Source organism: Thalassotalea sediminis (genome assembly GCF_030295915.1).
In the GTDB taxonomy this organism is placed as follows: Bacteria; Pseudomonadota; Gammaproteobacteria; order Enterobacterales; family Alteromonadaceae; genus Thalassotalea_C; species Thalassotalea_C sediminis.
Window position 1 is genome coordinate 787907 of record NZ_AP027361.1, and the last position, 15915, is coordinate 803821.

At 39.4% G+C, this 15915-nt stretch carries 13 protein-coding genes; 9 read left to right on the forward strand and 4 right to left on the reverse strand.

Annotation, left to right across the window (positions count from 1 at the left end; all coding sequences use genetic code 11):
* Positions 1-216: 216 nt before the first annotated feature.
* From thrA to QUE09_RS03585, 4 genes are all read left to right on the forward strand, one after another.
* A complete protein-coding gene (gene thrA, locus QUE09_RS03570; RefSeq protein ID WP_286234835.1) occupies positions 217-2673 on the forward strand; it encodes a bifunctional aspartate kinase/homoserine dehydrogenase I in 2457 nt (818 codons plus the stop codon).
* Positions 2673-3647 carry a homoserine kinase gene (gene thrB, locus QUE09_RS03575; protein WP_286234836.1) on the forward strand — a complete coding sequence of 325 codons (975 nt, stop codon included), beginning with the start codon at positions 2673-2675 and terminating at the stop codon, positions 3645-3647. The genes thrA and thrB overlap by 1 nt, the downstream gene beginning before the upstream one ends.
* A 36-nt stretch (positions 3648-3683) precedes the next feature.
* A complete protein-coding gene (thrC, locus tag QUE09_RS03580) occupies positions 3684-4973 on the forward strand; it encodes a threonine synthase (protein ID WP_286234837.1) in 1290 nt (429 codons plus the stop codon).
* Positions 4974-5226: 253 nt separating this feature from the next.
* The gene (locus QUE09_RS03585) at positions 5227-6750 is read left to right on the forward strand and encodes an aminotransferase class V-fold PLP-dependent enzyme (protein ID WP_286234838.1); all 1524 of its coding nucleotides are present in this window, start codon (positions 5227-5229) and stop codon (positions 6748-6750) included.
* Between the two features lie 254 nt (positions 6751-7004).
* Here QUE09_RS03585 and QUE09_RS03590 read toward each other — a convergent pair whose 3' ends face one another.
* Complete coding sequence (locus tag QUE09_RS03590; RefSeq protein ID WP_286234839.1) at positions 7005-7580, reverse strand: GNAT family N-acetyltransferase; 576 nt, start codon at positions 7578-7580, stop codon at positions 7005-7007.
* Positions 7581-7661: 81 nt separating this feature from the next.
* Between QUE09_RS03590 and QUE09_RS03595 the strand changes: the two genes are divergently transcribed.
* Positions 7662-8999 (forward strand): NAD(P)/FAD-dependent oxidoreductase, encoded by a 1338-nt coding sequence (locus tag QUE09_RS03595; protein ID WP_286234840.1) that lies wholly within the window; start codon positions 7662-7664, stop codon positions 8997-8999.
* Between the two features lie 42 nt (positions 9000-9041).
* Here QUE09_RS03595 and QUE09_RS03600 read toward each other — a convergent pair whose 3' ends face one another.
* The 3 genes from QUE09_RS03600 to QUE09_RS03610 form a co-directional block, all read right to left on the reverse strand.
* The gene (locus QUE09_RS03600; protein ID WP_286234841.1) at positions 9042-10001 is read right to left on the reverse strand and encodes a D-2-hydroxyacid dehydrogenase; all 960 of its coding nucleotides are present in this window, start codon (positions 9999-10001) and stop codon (positions 9042-9044) included.
* A 19-nt stretch (positions 10002-10020) separates the two neighbouring features.
* Positions 10021-11226, reverse strand: coding sequence for an NnrS family protein (locus tag QUE09_RS03605; RefSeq protein ID WP_286234842.1), 1206 nt, complete (start codon positions 11224-11226; stop codon positions 10021-10023).
* Between the two features lie 62 nt (positions 11227-11288).
* Positions 11289-11543 carry a DUF2164 domain-containing protein gene (locus tag QUE09_RS03610; RefSeq protein ID WP_286234843.1) on the reverse strand — a complete coding sequence of 85 codons (255 nt, stop codon included), beginning with the start codon at positions 11541-11543 and terminating at the stop codon, positions 11289-11291.
* Between the two features lie 226 nt (positions 11544-11769).
* On the opposite strand from QUE09_RS03610, the gene iscX reads away from it, so the two are divergent.
* The 4 genes from iscX (at position 11770) to rlmN (ending at position 15905) form a co-directional block, all read left to right on the forward strand.
* The gene (gene iscX / locus QUE09_RS03615; RefSeq protein WP_286234845.1) at positions 11770-11970 is read left to right on the forward strand and encodes a Fe-S cluster assembly protein IscX; all 201 of its coding nucleotides are present in this window, start codon (positions 11770-11772) and stop codon (positions 11968-11970) included.
* A 163-nt stretch (positions 11971-12133) separates the two neighbouring features.
* Positions 12134-13825 carry an NAD-dependent malic enzyme gene (locus tag QUE09_RS03620; protein WP_286234846.1) on the forward strand — a complete coding sequence of 564 codons (1692 nt, stop codon included), beginning with the start codon at positions 12134-12136 and terminating at the stop codon, positions 13823-13825.
* Between the two features lie 183 nt (positions 13826-14008).
* Positions 14009-14440, forward strand: coding sequence for a nucleoside-diphosphate kinase (gene ndk / locus QUE09_RS03625; RefSeq protein WP_286234847.1), 432 nt, complete (start codon positions 14009-14011; stop codon positions 14438-14440).
* A gap of 295 nt (positions 14441-14735) precedes the next feature.
* Positions 14736-15905, forward strand: coding sequence for a dual-specificity RNA methyltransferase RlmN (gene rlmN / locus QUE09_RS03630; RefSeq protein WP_286234848.1), 1170 nt, complete (start codon positions 14736-14738; stop codon positions 15903-15905).
* The last annotated feature ends 10 nt before the right edge of the window (positions 15906-15915 follow it).

Below are 15915 nucleotides of genomic sequence, written 5' to 3' on the forward strand. Positions count from 1 at the left end.
TTTATCGTCTAGTTCTATTCAATATTAGTTGTTGACAGAAAATTACATTTTTGGCATTTTATCTGACATGAAATCAATTACACGCACTATTACCATTATTACCACTACCACCCTGGCAGGGATGGTGGTCGACGGCTGACGTGTAAAAGAAAGTATTTTATCAAAGCCCGCGACCACAAAGGTTCCGGGCTTTTTTTGTTTTTAGGGGAAGTAAACATGCGTGTGTTAAAGTTTGGTGGCTCATCATTGGCAACGGCTGAACGTTTTGTTCAAGTTGCAAGTATTATCAATAATAAGAGCAAGGAATCATCGCTAGCTGTTGTCGTATCAGCACCTCAAGGGGTTACAAATCACCTAGTAGCGATGGCGGAAAATATAACTGATGAAAGTAAATTACAAAATGACTTAGCGCATTTTAGAACTGCCATTGAAACAATCGTTGAAGACTTAAGTGCAACAATCCCGCAATTCAATGCGACACACGCTGAACAAGCGTTAGCGAACTGGGAACATAAGCTAAATCGCTATCTGCAAGGCGCATCTATGCTGTCTTATTGTCCTGATCATATACGCGCTATTATTATTAGTGTTGGTGAGCGTATGAGTGTTGCGATATTAGAATCTGTACTTGCTACCGACGGTTTTGATGTTTCGGTAATTGAACCTGAAAAGTTTTTACATACGAGCGATGTTTATCTCAATGCACTTGCTGATCTCGTGCTATGTAAAGAGCAGTTTCAACAGCATTATCCCAAGTTAAATAAAATAGCGTTGATGCCCGGCTTTATTGGTGTTAATAGCGAGCAGCAATTAACAACGCTAGGTCGTAATGGTTCTGATTACTCGGCTGCGGTATTAGCTGTTTGTGCCCAAGCAGAATGCTGTGAAATCTGGACAGATGTTAATGGTGTCTACAACGCTGATCCAAGGTTAATTAAAGACGCGCAATTGCTCGACTATTTATCTTATCAAGAAGCAATGGAACTCTCCTATTTTGGTGCCAGTGTTTTACACCCAAAAACAATCGGACCAATCGCGCAATATCATATACCTTGTTTAATTAAGAATACTGGTAACCCTGAAGCAGCTGGTACATTAATCGCTAACGAAAATGATCAGAAAAAACAAGTGAAAGCTATTTCAAACCTTGATGATTTAACCATGGTTAACGTCTCTGGTCCTGGTATGAAGGGTATGGTGGGAATGGCAAGCCGTGTGTTTGCAACGATGAGTCGTGAAAATATTTCTATCGTATTAATTAGTCAGTCGTCGAGTGAATATTGTATTAGTTTTTGTATTTATTCTGCTGATGCCGCACAAGCAGCGCAAAGTTTGAAGCAAGAATTCGAGTTAGAGTTATTGAACGGCTTACTTGAGCCTATTGATTTGCAACATGAGCTATCAATAGTCTCGCTTGTTGGTGATGGTATGCATCATCAGCAAGGTGTTGCAGCCAAGTTTTTCTCTTCACTTGCGCAAGCTCGTGTAAATGTTGTGGCAATTGCACAAGACTCTTCAGAGCGCAGTATTTCGGTTGTTATTGAAAAACGTAAATGTACTGACGCTCTAAAAGTGAGCCATCAAAATTTCTTTTCTCATAAACCGACAATCGATGTCTTTTTAGTTGGTTGTGGCGTTGTAGGTAGTGAATTAATTGCGCAAATTGCAAAACAACAACCGAAACTAAAAACTCAAAACATTTCATTACGTGTATACGGAATTGCAAATAGTAAAGGAATGATTTTTGATCAAGAAGGTATTAATTTAGATAATTGGCAATCATACTTAGGCAAAGATGCCATACCTGTTACGGTGGAAAATGTTAAAGCTTTTGTTAGAGATAACCATTTGATCAACCCTGTACTAGTTGATTCAACCTCAAATGAGGCGCTAGCGATGAGTTACGTCGATTTTATTAAAGAAGGCTTTCATGTTGTTACGCCAAACAAAAAAGCGAATACTGATTCATGGGATTACTATCAAGCAATCAGACAAGCCACTCAAGAAACCAATCGTCGCTTTTTGTATGAAACAACAGTCGGGGCAGGCTTACCGGTAATTGATACGTTGCAAAGTCTCATTAAAGCGGGTGATGAACTGTTACAATTTGAAGGGATTCTCTCAGGGTCTTTGTCTTATATTTTTGGTAAATTAGATGAAGGAATGACCTTGTCACAAGCGACAGCTATTGCAAAAGAGAATGGTTTTACAGAGCCAGATCCTCGAGATGATTTAAGTGGTATGGATGTCGCAAGAAAGCTACTTATTATGGCGCGTGAAGCCGGTATGCCACTTGAGCTTTCCGATATAAAGGTAGACTCTGTGCTTGGTGAGTCATTTGATGCGAGTGGTGACGTTGCTACGTTTATGAATAATTTATCAAAACTTGATGATGTAATGGCGCAGCGTGTTAATGAAGCGAAACAAGAAGGAAAGGTATTGCGTTATATAGGTAACATTATTGATGGACAGTGCCAAGTATCTATTGACGCTGTTGGTGCGGATCATCCCTTATATAGTATTAAAGAGGGTGAAAATGCCTTAGCAATTCACAGTCGATACTATCAACCATTACCTTTTGTACTTCGCGGCTATGGTGCTGGAGCTGCCGTTACAGCGGCAGGTGTTTTTGGTGATTTATTAAGAACCTTAGCATGGGAGCAACAGCACTAATGAGCGTATCTGTTTTTGCACCAGCTTCTATTGGTAATATGAGTGTTGGTTTCGATGTATTAGGGGTCGCTGTTAAGCCCGTTGATGGTAGCTTATTAGGTGATGTGGTAACAGTTGAGTCGAGCAGCACAGATAGTTTATCGGTTGTAGGAGCTTTTGCGAATAAGTTGCCGCAAGATCCTCGTGAAAATATTGTATGGGATTGCTTGCAGCTTTTTAATCAAAATTTAAAAGATGCTGACATCGTACCTGTACCCGTTCATATCACACTGGATAAAAAAATGCCCGTTGGTAGTGGGCTTGGATCAAGTGCATGTTCTGTTGTTGCCGCTCTCGAGGCGTTAAATTGTTTTTATAAAGCACAATTTGATCAATGTTTTGAGCAAGAACATATGCTCAAATTAATGGGAATGATGGAAGCGCAAATTAGTGGTAGTCTTCATTATGATAACGTAGCACCATGCTATTACGGTGGTATGCAACTTATGGTGCCAGACGAAAGTGTAATTTGCCAAACACTACCACAATTTGACGATTGTTATTATGTTATGGCTTATCCGGGCATTGAAGTCTCTACAAAGGCAGCTCGTGATGTGTTACCAGCGCATTACTCCCGCAAAGAGGTGATTACGTTTGGGCAAAACTTGGCAACTTTCGTAGATGCATGTCATCGTGGAAATAAGGCATTAGCATTTTCTGTTGTTAAAGACGTAGTTGCCGAACCTTTTCGAAAACACTTATTACCAGGGTTTGAGCAGGCATGTGACTATTTAAATCAACAAGGTTGCTTAGCTGTAGGAATATCGGGCTCCGGCCCAACATTGTTTTGTGTGACCGATGACATTTCCAAAGCCAATGCATATGCAAAATGGCTAAATGACAACTATTTACAGACATTAAGTACAGGGCAGAGTGACGGTTTCGTGCATGTATGCCGTGTCGACAATCAAGGTGCTTGCCAGATAAACGTTTAAGCGGCATCAAAATAAAGTTTTAGTAGGACAATTATTGTGAATTTTTATAACCTTAAAGAAAATGATGAACAGGTAAGTTTTGCAGGCGCAGTTAAACAAGGATTAGGTCGTAATCAAGGGCTATTTTTCCCAGAAAAAATACCGACAATGGATAACATCGAACAATTACTCGCCTTGCCAATGATAGAGCGCAGCGTGCAAGTGTTATATCCATTTGTAAGTGGCGATTTATCAAAAGCTCAACTGACAGAAATAGTGACAGATGCGTTTAACTTTCCTGCGCAAATTCAGCCGATCAGTGAAGATCGTGCAATATTAGAATTATTCCATGGTCCAACATTAGCATTTAAAGATTTTGGTGCGCGTTTTATGGCACGTTGTCTGCAAACATTTAACGAGGGTAAAAAGCTAACAATATTAACAGCGACTTCTGGTGATACAGGCGCTGCCGTTGCACACGCTTTTCATGGAATAGAGAACATTCGTGTTGTAATTTTATACCCGCAAGGCAAAATTAGTTTACTTCAAGAAAAAATGTTCACCACACTTGGCGGAAATATAGAAACAATTGCCATTGATGGTGACTTTGACGATTGCCAAGCATTGGTTAAACAATCCTTTGATGATCAAGAACTTAAAGAAACCATCGGTTTAAATTCTGCAAACTCTATCAATATTAGCCGTTTACTTGCACAGGTGTGTTATTACTTTGAAGCAGTAGCACAATTGTATCGCCAACAAGGCAAAGCTGCACTAAAAGACTTGGTGTTCTCCGTACCAAGCGGTAATTTTGGTAACTTGACTGCAGGCTTGCTTGCAAAGGCGATGGGACTACCTATTAAGCGTTTTGTCGCTGCAACTAATGCCAATGATACAGTACCTCGTTATTTAAAAACGGGAGAGTGGTCTCCAAACGATACTGTTGCAACAATGTCGAATGCTATGGATGTGAGTAATCCTAATAACTGGCCACGTGTTGAGCACATGCTAAAATCGGGCATTGTTCCTCAGAACTGCGTTAGTTCGATTTCCATTGACGAAGAGCAAACACAAATGACGATGCTGTCACTTTCTAAACTTGGGTATATTAGTGAGCCTCATGCCGCAGTTGCTTATAAAGCATTACAATATAGTGCTGAAGAGGGGGAGTTTGGTGTTTTCCTAGGGACTGCTCACCCAGCTAAATTTAAAGATGTTGTTGAAAGCATGCTAGGGCAGCCAATTGGACTACCAAAAGAGCTAGCTGATTGCGCAACAGAAACGATATTGTCGAGCGAACAAAGTCGAGAGTTTTCGGTATTACGCGCTTATTTACTCTCAAAATAGGTAAGAAATAGAAATATCGCCGAAAAAAACCAGTCTAGTGCTGGTTTTTTTTGGAACAAAAATTCATAAAACGGCTAATTTCAAAACGTTATTCTATCAATTGTATATAGCTGGTTTTGTTTAGTTTATAAATCCTTTATTTTTTATTTTTTTAAAACTATTTTGTCTATTGTGTCGGTTTGTTGGTTTTTAGTTGCCTATATGAGTCTTATTTGTAGAATTAGATTTATTACTTAAACGGCGGCGATATGTTATGTCTACAGAACAGTACTTTTCCCAATTTCGCAAAAACATTATTGGTCAACAGCTATCACATGAAATTAACGGCCAAACTTTACCTATCGTTTACGCAGATTGGACTGCAAGTGGTCGACTCTATCAACCTATTGAAACGTTTATTACTGAAACTCTTGGCCCATATGTAGCAAATACTCATACCGAAACAAATCTTACGGGTGGAGTAATGACGAATGTCTACCATGAAGCTCAGCTTGTGATTAAAAAACATGTTAATGCGTGCAAAAATGATGTTCTAATAACAGCAGAAGCTGGTATGACAGGGGTTATTAATAAGTTTCAACGTATCTTAAATTTGCGCATTCCGGAGCGTATGCAAGATCAAGTGCATTTTAATGACCAAGATAAACCTGTAGTTTTTATTACTCACATGGAACATCATTCTAACCAAACCTCGTGGTATGAATGTGATGTTACGTTAGAAATTGTTCAACCTGATAGCAACGGATTGCCATCTCTGGAGCATCTTACACAGCTACTTAAGCAATATGGCGATCGTAAGCATAAGATAGGTTCATTTACTGCTTGCTCGAACGTAACTGGCATAAAAACCCCGTACTATCAGATGGCGGAGATAATGCATGATCATGGTGGTGTATGTTTCGTTGATTTTGCCTGTTCGGCACCTTATGTCGATATTGATATGCATCCAGCTAACCCTAAGCAAGCATTAGATGCGATATATTTCTCACCTCACAAGTTTCTTGGTGGTCCTGGCAGTTCAGGTGTTTTACTGTTTAATAAAGCATTGTATAAAAATAAAGTGCCAGACCACCCAGGTGGTGGTACGGTAACATGGACAAATCCTTGGGGAGAGCATAGCTTTTTCGACGATATTGAAATGCGGGAAGACGGCGGAACACCCGGATTTTTACAATGTATTAAGACTGCGTTAGCTATTAAAGTGAAAGATGAAATGGGTGTTGCAAACATTACTGCACGTGAAAACTGGATCACCAACTATGTCATGGATACTTTAGCTCAGTTAGATAATGTAGAAATGTTAGAGTCTGCTATTAGAGATCGGTTGGCGATAGTTTCTTTTTACGTTAAAGGTGCTCATTACAATTTAGTGGTTAGATTGTTGAATGATCGGTTTGGTGTACAAACACGCGGTGGTTGTTCTTGTGCCGGCACCTATGGTCACATTTTATTAAATGTAGACCACGATACATCTTCCAAGATTACTGATCAGATTGATTCGGGCGATTATGCTGAAAAGCCTGGTTGGATAAGGGCTTCTTTTCATCCTACGATGACAGATAAAGAAGTTAGCTATGTTGTTGACGCAATTAAGCAGGTTAGTGAAAACATTCAAACGTGGAGTAACGATTACCGTTTTAATCCAGCGTCTGGTGACTTTGAACACAAGAATTTAGCAGTTTCAACGCCATCGTTAGCGCATTTTAATGCCTTGCCGCAACAAGCATTAGCAACTGAGCAGCGCTCATTGTTGTCACGGCTTTTTCAACGCGCTTAATTAGGGGCTGTTGATCTTTTGAGATTAAATTTTGTTCGAACTAAACGCTTTTTGTTCAAGGCGTGAGCGATGTCGCATGGTTATTCCATGTAAATTGCGAACAACGATGAAGAAATAGCGTTTAGCTGAACCCAGAGGGCAGTGTTTTTTGTTATTTATACGTCGTTATTGCTTTTTCATGTGGAATAACCAAATATTAATCGCAATGCCTTGTCTAAATACCAATAAACTGCTGCAAAAAGAAACGCGAAAGATCAACAGACTCTAAAGGTAATCATCATTTCGGCTGCCGAACAGTGGCAGTCATGGTGACATATAGGGCACATGTACCCTTGTTTGCTTAGCGCATTCCATCTATCTGGGTGTTGCTTTACTAAGCTGCCACCACATTTAGTAAAATATTTAACCGCGCTATTACCTGGACTTTGCATCCATAGATGACTGACACCGGCTTTCGCACCTTGTTGTTTAACGTTGTCGATGGAAAGCTCAAGTAATTTACTGCCTATCCCATAGCCGCGATAGTGCTCGTCGACAGTATTACATTTAAAGTAACAAACGGATTCGCTTGGTACCGACCATTTGTCGGGGGTGCACCATTGATCAATTTGCCATTGCTGAGCTGAAAATGTAATACGAAAGCCAACTAAGATTTCGCCATCATAGGCGACAAAGCTACTATTTATGTTGTTTTTTAATCCTTGCTTAAACCACCGTGACGCGCTTTCATTATCCATATAACCTTCACCATGAACGTGAGTGGCTAATCGGATGACTTGGGAAAAGTCGTCAGGTGTCATTTCGCGATAGTTAATAGTCTTTTTTTGCATTTATGATTCATTATTGCTTGAACTTAAGGTAAGTTTACCAAAGAAATATCACCATGACCTACCTTGAAAATAGTTAATATTATGTATGATCCGTTATATCACCAATCTCCAGGCTGCGGCCAAGATTATCCAAACAGTTATTGGGCGCAGGTTTCTGGCTCATCGCCCAAGAATCTAGGTGCTTTACAAACTGATCTTGAGGTCGATGTTGCTATTATCGGTGCGGGTTATACAGGTATGTCTTGCGCTTTGCATTTAGCTGAAGAACATGGCATTAAAGCGACTTTGCTCGAAGCAAATCAAAGCGCCTGGGGATGCAGTGGCCGAAATGCGGGCTTTATTTTAAAAACATCAGGTAGGAAGTCGTTCAGTCAAATGGCGAACCAGTGGGGGGAGCAGGCAATGCGTGCTACCTATCAAGAAATGGCCGAAGGTGTTGAACGTGTAAAGGGGCTTATTGCTCGCGGTATTGATTGTGATATGCAGCCTGCAGGTTACCTAAAAGTAGCGCATAAACCGAACAAATTAAATGAATTAAGAGCTATTGCGCAATTGCAGAAAGATATGTTTGGATATGATATAGATGTGTTGTCAAAAGACGATGTTAGACAACAGTTTATGGACGATCGAAATGCCCATGGTGCTATTCGCTACACTGATGGATTTGGATTAAACCCCTTAAAGTTAGCCTGGGGATACCAAAACCTTGCAACGAGTGCTGGTGCTGATATTTATTGCAGTACACCGGTATTGCAAAGTCGGCAATCGTCAACGGGATTTGAATTGATCACTCCATCAGCTTTGGTTAAAGCGAAAAAAGTGGTACTTGCTACCAATGGCTATACACCACAAGGATTTATGCCTGCCGTTAATAATAGGTACCTACCTGTATTGTCTCAAATTATTGTAACTGAGCCTATGAGTGAGCAACAACTCTCGGACAGTGGTATTAAAACGAATCAGGTGGTCATGGATACAAGAGCGTTAAAATATTACTACCGTAAATTGCCTGATAATCGCATCTTATTTGGTGGGCGAGGCGCTATATCAGGTAAGTCAGCTCAAGATCCTTATTATGCTAACCGATTGTTATCCGTATTAAAGTCTAGTTTTCCAGCGCTTGAATCATTAAATATTGCCTATGCATGGTCTGGTTGGATTTGTATGTCATTAGATGATATTCCACATATATATCAAAATGCTGAACAGAATTTGTTTTATAGCATGGGATATTGTGGTGCTGGTGTTTCTTTTTCTGCACAGGCGGGTAAAAGGCTGGCAGATAAAGTAGCTGGTGCTCAAGTACCTAATATTCCTTTATACACGTCGCCATTACCAACGTTTCCCTTTGCACCATTGCGTCGCGTTGGCCAATGGGGGTATTTTCAGTATGGAAAAATTAAAGATAAGTACTTTTAAATGTACTTATCTTTAGTCACTTTAGAATGTTCTGGCGTGCTATCAGGGGGATGTTATTCGATTCGTTTCCTTGCCTTGTTTAAAGTCAGCAATATTGACAGCGATTAAATTGAGTAAGCGTTGCTGTGCTTCTATGCTAGCCCACGCAATATGTGCCGTTATTTTCAGATTGTTAGGTTGATTTTTTAACAATGTATTATCAATACTCGGAGGCTCATCTTGCAATACATCCAAGATTGCGCCGGCAATTTGATCTTGGGTGAGTGCAGTGAAAAGATCTTTTTCATTAATTATACCGCCGCGTGCGGTATTTATAAGTAACGCACTAGGTTTCATCAATGCCAAGGTATCTTTATTTATCAAGTCTTGTGTTTCACTTGTGAGAGGACAATGTAAACTGACAATGTCAGCTTGTTTAAGTGCTGTTTCAAATGCCATTCTATTAGGCCTAATTGTCTCAGCGTTAGGGCGTTCAGCGATAATAACATGCATATCAAAAGCTTGAGCAATATTGGCAACTTTTTGCCCTAAGCAACCAAAGCCAATAATCGCTATTTTTTTACCTGCTAGTTCTTTACTACCGCATCCATGAACACAAAAACTTTGGCTTTTTTGCCATAGCCCTTGTTCAACATTCTTTTGATGAGAAACGGGATGACTAAAGTAGTTAAGGAGTTGAGAAAACACATATTGACTGACGGATGGTGCAGAATAGCCACTAACATTCGTGACCGCGATGCCGAGATTAATTGCCGCCGTCACATCTATATTATTAACGCCAGTGGCCGCTACACAAATGAGTTTGAGTTTTGGGAGTAACGTAAGTATTTCGCGAGTGAGCTTTACTTTGTTTGTGATCACAACATCTGCATCTTTACAGCGCGCTATAACATCACTCTCATTGGTATAGTCGTATGAGGTTAATGCGGTAACTTGTTGGCTAATTGATGATGTTGATACTTCATCTACAAAGGTTTTTCGGTCTAAAAATACACATTTCATAAAAGGCACTAAATGTTAACTATCCAGGTCTACCGTCTGCGCGAGCGCTCGTTAAGTAGGGGATATATTGATATAAAAAAAGTAAAAAACTTGCACAGACGGTACCTGTTGCTATCCAGTAAAGTTCGGGTACTGCGCTTGGTATTATTATTGGCATTATTACCCGTGAAATTGCTGCAATAAACACTAAAATAAAACTGGTTTTAATGATTGGCGTTACTTTCAAAGGCCGACCTGTATGGCCAAGAGATACACGTGAAATCATGGCTAAAATGACGCCACATATTCCTCCAATGGTTAACAGGTGCCAAATATGATTTGCTGGAAAAAGTGCAAAGCTATAGGTAAGGCCTAGCAATACCAAAGCGAGCCAGATGCATAGAATCGATAGATGTAATGACCAAAGTAAAGGAACGTGTATGGTAATCCATGGGCGCCAACGGGTTACGCGTATTGCTTGTAATATACCAGCAAAGATGAATAACCCTCCTAATAAAGTGTAATTAATGGCGATGATCGGATCTACTAAGTAGCATATAAAAATGAAAAACAACATGCCGTTTGAAATAAGTTCTAACCAAGGAGTATTTTGTACTTTTGTCGTTTTTGTCCCATTGGCGGTAAACATAGGTGTTACACGGCCAGCAATAATTGAAATTAATGTCGTGATCAACATTATGCCAGCGTATCCAGAATGCTGAATGGAAATATTACTATCAGGATAAAGTGCGATGTGCATTTGCACATTGATACCTGTAAACAGCAGCAAAATAGGCACAAAAAACAAATTGCGTTTTTGATTTACTGCTAAAAGGGGCTTTGCTAATAGGTAGGCGGTTACGGGTAAAAAACTTAGATCAATGATAGAGATGACGGCGTGTGGAATATATGTCGGCAGCAACAGTGCAAAGCGACCACCAAGCCATAACATTATGAGCAGCAGTAATATTTTACCATGTACGCTTCTTATGCCTGTCCATGTTTGAACTGCTGTTAGTAAAAAGCCGGCAATTATCGCAGCGGCGAAACCGAATATCATTTCATGGATATGCCACCAATATCCTTCGCCGAAAGGTTGCCAGTTTATTTTGCCATGAAATAAAAGTCCCCATATGATGAGAGCGATAATTGCAAATGCAGGCCCTAATAAAAAGAAAGGACGAAAACCGAGCCTTAATATCGGCGGTAACTTTTCTTCTTGAGCTAAGTCTGTAATTTGCATCATGTTATTTTCTACTATTTTTTAGCATTGCTGGCAGTAACTAAACTATCCATCAACAATGAAGGTTAACGCTTGGTATCTACTGGCTTTTCTAATTCATAGATGGCTTCACTGATGTGATCTACTTTGTTCGTTATGATTTGTTGAGCATCGTAAATACCCTGATTATAAAAGTAGCTTCCTAAATTATCACCGATGAAATCAAGCAGGAAATCGGCGTCAAACTGTTCAAGCTCAAAACAAAGCTCCTGTTCAAAATATCGTTGTAATTTATTAATAATTTGCTGTTTAACGTCTTGAGAAAAGGTAATATTGGCCATAGAAGAACACAGGATTATTTCGTTTTCTCTATATTACCCTATACTCAAATTAACCGTAATAATTATGTTAAAGAATTTGTCGAAAAAAATGGCTAAATGGTGGCACACTGATTGTCAATTTTGTCGGCGTGCTCGTCTTATCATCATATGGTTGGTCGTTATGTTGCTTGCCGATGCATTTTGGTTTCATTTAATTTTTTAAGGCATATAGTCAAAAGGGGTGAATATGGGACTACGTTGGGTTGACTCACTTGAAATTGCGTTAGATCTTATTGAAGAACATCCAGATGTGGATCCTTATAAACTGCACTTTACTGAATTGCGAAAGTGGGTACTGGCACTTGATAATTTTGATGATGATCCTGAACATTGCGGTGAAAGAGTGTTAGAAGCAATTCAATTAGCGTGGATGGCAGAAATCGATTAATTGAATGTATTAGGTTTTTAAACGCTTTTTTCTCTATTTTTATAGATTTACCAAGTGTTCCGCTTTGTTGTCAGGGGGAGTTCGTCTATAATCTAGTCCAATAAACTAACGCTGATATCACAAGTGTTTAGCTCAACCAACTGGCGCAAATAAAATTATACTTATGACGACAAATAAACAACGTCCTTTATACATTCCATATTCGGGTCCTAATCTATTAGAAACACCTTTACTTAACAAAGGTTCCGCATTTTCACGCGAAGAACGTAAACAGTTTAATTTAGCGGGCTTACTACCTCCTGCCTATGAAACTATTGATGAGCAAGTTGAGCGTTGTTACATGCAGTACAGTAGTTTCCGTACTAATTTAAACAAGCATATTTATTTACGTGCGATTCACGACAAAAATGAAACCTTATTTTTTAAACTCGTACAAGCGCATTTGACAGAAATGATGCCGATTATCTATACCCCAACCGTGGGCGACGCTTGTGAAAGGTTTTCTGATATCTATCGCAGTAATCGTGGCTTATTTATTTCTTACGAAGATCGTCATGATATCGATGATATTTTGCGTAACGCGACTAAAAATAAAGTAAAAGTGATAGTGGTAACTGACGGAGAACGTATTCTTGGCTTAGGCGACCAAGGTATTGGTGGTATGGGGATCCCTATCGGCAAACTATCACTTTATACCGCTTGTGGCGGCATTAGCCCAGCGTATTGCTTACCTGTGATGTTAGATGTTGGTACAAACAATGAAAAATTACTAAATGATCCTATGTATATGGGCTCACGTCACCCACGTATTAGTCAAGAAGCCTATGACGAATTTGTCGATATGTTTGTTCAAGCGGTTAAGCGCAGGTGGCCACATGTGATGCTACAGTTTGAAGACTTTGCACAACCGAACGCAATGCCATTATTAAATCGATATAAAGATCAAATTTGTTGCTTCAATGATGATATTCAAGGAACTGCATCGGTTACTGTCGGTACATTGCTATCAGCATGTCGCATTAAGGGCGGGCAGTTATCACAGCAAAAGGTTGTTTTTGTTGGTGCTGGCTCTGCTGGTTGCGGTATTGCTGAACAAATTATTGCGCAGATGATTAGTGAAGGCCTTGATCCGGAGCAAGCGCGCAGTCAAGTATTTATGATTGACCGTTATGGCTTAGTTACTGAAGGTATGGAAGGGTTAAGAGACTTTCAAGAAAAACTTGGTCAAAAACGGGCAGCAATTGCTGCGTGGCAGATTGAAGGTGAGTATGCGACATTATTGGAAACAGTAACACAAGCAAAACCTGACATTCTCATTGGTGTTTCCGGTGTAGCCGGGCTCTTCACTGAAGATGTTATTAAGATGATGGCCAGCAACAATGACAAACCTATTATTTTCCCGTTAAGTAATCCAGTGAGACAAGTTGAAGCAACGCCTGAACAAGTAATTAATTGGACGGAGGGAAAAGCCATTGTAGCGACAGGTAGTCCTTTTGAACCTGTCGAACATAAAGGTGAAATTTATCCTATTGCACAGTGTAACAATAGTTATATTTTCCCAGGTTTAGGTTTAGCAGTTGTCGCCGCGAATATTAATCGTATTACTGATGAAATGTTAATGGTGGCGAGTGAAACATTGGCAAAAGCTTCACCATTAGCAAATGAAGGTAAAGGAGAGTTATTGCCTCCATTGACTGAAATTGCAAATTTAAGTAAAGAAATTGCCTTTGCAGTAGCTCAAGTCGCCTTTGACCAAGACCTTGCACTTCGTATTGACGATGAAGCATTACTTGCCAAAATACAACGTAACTTTTGGCACCCTGAATACCGTCAGTACCGTCGCTGCAGCATATAAATAACCTTGTACATTAGACAATGTTTGTATAAACAACCCCTTTATTGATAAGGGGTTGTTTAAAATTTTACACATCAGGAATAACAATCTTTATTCCTAGGTAGGCATTTGCCAACAATTCGTCTATAATCGCGCCAAAATTTATAATCTAGTTTATTAAACTTACAAAATTGAGGGCTTATCATGGCTATCGAACGTACTTTTTCTATCGTAAAACCTGATGCAGTAGCAAAAAATGTTATTGGTCAGATCTACAATCGCTTTGAAACTGCTGGTTTAACGATCATCGCATCTAAAATGGTTCACCTTTCTAAAGAACAAGCTGAAGGTTTCTATGCTGAGCATAGCGAACGTCCTTTCTTTGGTGCTTTAGTTGAATTTATGACTTCTGGTCCTGTAATGGTTCAAGTACTTGAAGGCGAAGGTGCTGTACTTAAAAACCGTGAAATTATGGGTGCTACTAACCCAGCTGAAGCCTTAGCAGGTACATTACGTGCTGACTATGCTAACTCGATTGATGAGAATGCAGTACACGGTTCTGATGCTGTTGAATCTGCTGCGCGTGAAATTGCTTACTTCTTCTCTGATGAAGAGATTTGCCCACGCACTCGTTAATTCTTTGTAAGTTGAAGTTATTGGTCTCCTGTTTTGGTCGATAATACGCAGTTAAGTCAATTAGCTGAGTTTTTCATAAATATTAGTACTAATGACTTTGATTAATAAAAGAATTAATCAAATAAAGGGTTTTATCGTTTAGCGGTAAAATCCTTTTGTTTTGTTAGATGGTTACGATAAGTTGATTTTGGTTTCGATGACAAACAACTTACCCTAGTTATCTTAATTGTTACTTTTGATGAAAAAGTGTACAATTTCGCCCCTTTGAATATTGTAGTATTGAGAGTTTTTCAGCATGAATGAATCCGCAACCAGTGTTAGCCCAAACATGAAGAAAGTTAATTTATTAAACTTTGACCATCAAGGGTTGCGTGACTATTTTGCTTCAATTGGTGAAAAGCCATTCCGCGCTGATCAAGTAATGAAATGGATGTACCATTTTGGTTATGATGACTTCGAGCAAATGACCAATTTGAATAAGAAGTTACGTGAAAAACTTGCCAGAAACTGTGAAATACATGCGCCTGAGATATCACAAAAGCAAGTATCGAATGATGGTACGATAAAGTATGCATTAAAACTTGAAGGTGGTCAGGAAGTTGAAACCGTTTGGATCCCTGAAAATAATCGCGCCACTTTGTGTGTATCTTCTCAAGTAGGTTGTGCCTTAGAATGTAGTTTTTGTTCTACAGCTCAACAAGGATTTAATCGAAACCTTTCTGTCTCTGAAATAATTGGCCAAGTGTGGCGTGTAGCAAATGATATTGGTGCAACACGCATTGCGGGTAAGCGACCAATCACTAACATCGTAATGATGGGCATGGGTGAGCCGTTATTAAATATGAAAAACTTAATACCTGCTTTAGACAATATGCTTAACGATCTTGCTTATGGATTGTCAAAGCGTCGTGTCACCGTTAGTACTTCTGGTGTAGTTCCAGCACTTGCGATGTTAAAAGAAAAAATTGATTGTGCTTTAGCTATCTCTATACACGCGCCAAATGACGCTTTACGTAATGAACTTGTGCCAATAAACAAGAAATATCCATTACAGGAGTTTCTTGCTGCTTCTCGTCAATATATAGAAGGTTCTAAAGCACAAAAAGCGGTTACAGTAGAGTACGTTATGATTCAAGAAGTGAATGATACTACTGAGCATGCACATGAACTTGCACATGCGTTAAAAGATACACCAAGCAAAATTAACCTGATCCCATTTAATCCATATCCAGGTTCACCTTACAAAAGATCAAGTAATTCTCGTATTGATAGGTTCGATAAAGTACTACAAACCTATGGCTATACGGTAATTACCCGTCGAACACGTGGTGATGATATTGATGCTGCATGTGGTCAGCTCGCAGGCGATGTTTTAGACCGTACGAAGCGCACTGCAACCAATACTGAACAAGCAGAAGAAAAAAAACAGGTGAAAGCTGAACAAATTTCAGTAAAAATAGTCTGAAATTAATAAC

What these genes read in the sequence shown, in the direction of transcription:
- thrA (WP_286234835.1), top strand. Translation starts at nt 217, where the DNA reads ATGCGTGTGTTAAAGTTTGGTGGCTCATCATTGGCAACGGCTGAACGT.
- thrB (WP_286234836.1), top strand. Translation starts at nt 2,673, where the DNA reads ATGAGCGTATCTGTTTTTGCACCAGCTTCTATTGGTAATATGAGTGTT.
- QUE09_RS03585 (WP_286234838.1), top strand. Translation starts at nt 5,227, where the DNA reads ATGTCTACAGAACAGTACTTTTCCCAATTTCGCAAAAACATTATTGGT.
- QUE09_RS03590 (WP_286234839.1), bottom strand. Translation starts at nt 7,580, where the DNA reads ATGCAAAAAAAGACTATTAACTATCGCGAAATGACACCTGACGACTTT.
- QUE09_RS03595 (WP_286234840.1), top strand. Translation starts at nt 7,662, where the DNA reads ATGTATGATCCGTTATATCACCAATCTCCAGGCTGCGGCCAAGATTAT.
- QUE09_RS03600 (WP_286234841.1), bottom strand. Translation starts at nt 10,001, where the DNA reads ATGAAATGTGTATTTTTAGACCGAAAAACCTTTGTAGATGAAGTATCA.
- QUE09_RS03605 (WP_286234842.1), bottom strand. Translation starts at nt 11,226, where the DNA reads ATGATGCAAATTACAGACTTAGCTCAAGAAGAAAAGTTACCGCCGATA.
- QUE09_RS03610 (WP_286234843.1), bottom strand. Translation starts at nt 11,543, where the DNA reads ATGGCCAATATTACCTTTTCTCAAGACGTTAAACAGCAAATTATTAAT.
- iscX (WP_286234845.1), top strand. Translation starts at nt 11,770, where the DNA reads ATGGGACTACGTTGGGTTGACTCACTTGAAATTGCGTTAGATCTTATT.
- QUE09_RS03620 (WP_286234846.1), top strand. Translation starts at nt 12,134, where the DNA reads ATGACGACAAATAAACAACGTCCTTTATACATTCCATATTCGGGTCCT.
- ndk (WP_286234847.1), top strand. Translation starts at nt 14,009, where the DNA reads ATGGCTATCGAACGTACTTTTTCTATCGTAAAACCTGATGCAGTAGCA.
- rlmN (WP_286234848.1), top strand. Translation starts at nt 14,736, where the DNA reads ATGAATGAATCCGCAACCAGTGTTAGCCCAAACATGAAGAAAGTTAAT.